1 protein-coding gene is annotated in these 1,403 nt (G+C 55.8%); it reads left to right on the top strand.

Annotated elements, in window-relative coordinates; translation table 11 throughout:
• Positions 1-64: 64 nt before the first annotated feature.
• Positions 65-1,403, top strand: a 1,339-nt coding sequence (locus B5F35_RS18135) for an IS1182 family transposase (protein ID WP_087243077.1), incomplete at its 3' end; no start/stop codon positions are given.

Here is a 1,403-nt window from a genome sequence, read left to right as displayed (position 1 = left end):
TGTTGACAAAAGATTCACCCGAGGAGAAAACCATGGTAAAATAAGTGCATACGGGGGTGGGAAGATGCAGCTGAAGTTTCACATGGTGACGATAGAAGATCTGGTACCGGAGGGCCATTTTTTGAGGAAATTGGATACGGTATTGGATCTTGGATTTGTATATGAGGAAATGGCTCACCTATATAGCCGGCGGTATGGGCGGCCGCCCATCGACCCGGTGGTGCTGGTGAAATATCTGCTGGTGGGCTTTCTGTACGGAATACCCTCCGAGCGTCAGATCGAGCAGCGAATCCAGACGGATGTGGCCCTGCGGTGGTATCTGGGACTGGATCTGTTTGACCGGGTGCCGGATCACAGTACGATCTCCCAGCTTCGGCGGCGGAAACCAAACTTTCGTAAGATCTTCCGGCGTCTGTTTGAGGAGGTGGTGCGGCAGTGCGTCGCCAAGGGGCTGGCCAGTGGACGACTGGTTGGAACGGATTCCACCCATGTGAAGGCCAACGCATCCCGGGCCTCGGAGGAGCTGGTGGCGCTGCCGGAGAGTCCGGGAGCATACTGGGAACGGCTGGACGCCTATGAGGAAGAAGGGCTGGAGGAATTGGAACGCCGAACGGGAAAACGGCGGAAGAAGCGGGTCAAACAGATCAAAAAGGATCGGCGTCAGACCAAGAAGCGGGTAAGTCGGACTGACCCGGAAGCCGGACATATGAAGCGTCCGGGGAAGCCACGCGGGCAGCATTACCTCTCTCACCAGACGGTAGATACGGACTGCGGCGTGATTTTGGATGTGACGGTAACGCCCGGAGATGTCTATGACTCCGTGCCGTACCTGGATCAAATTGAGCGGGTTCACAGGAATATCCTGCCCATTCAAGCCGCGGCGGCGGATGCCGCCTATGACTTTCCTTTGGCCCATCAGGCGCTGAAAGAGCTGGAAATCCAATTCTTCGTCCGCCCCCAGGCATTTCACGACCGCACCAATGTGGAACTGAAACGGGAGGCATTTCAATATGATGAAAGCCTGGACGCCTATGTCTGTCCCAACGGCAAGCTGCTGAACCTGAATACGCTCCACCGCAGTGCCAGCGGGCTGTACTGGCTGTATCTGGCGGATAAACAGGACTGTCAGTGCTGTCCTCTGCGTAAAAAATGCCTGAGCCAGCAGGACAAGCGTGGCGCACGGAAGCTGGAACACAGCTATTTTACGGCACAGCGGAAACAGAATTTATCGCGCCTGAGCGATCCAGTCTACCGGGAAGCCCTCAAGAAGCGGCAGATCTGGTGTGAAGGCACCTTTGCCGCGCAAAAGAGAGAACACAATTTAACACGCGTCTTACGACGAGGTTTAGAGGCAGCGGAGGATCACTGTCTCCTTTCAGCGACCGCTTTGAACCTGAAGCGGT

This window comes from Anaeromassilibacillus sp. An200, from assembly GCF_002160025.1.
Taxonomy (GTDB): domain Bacteria; phylum Bacillota; class Clostridia; order Oscillospirales; family Acutalibacteraceae; genus Caccousia; species Caccousia stercoris.
The sequence above is the reverse complement of the archived record's forward strand: the minus strand, read 5'-3'. Positions and strand labels throughout refer to the sequence as shown.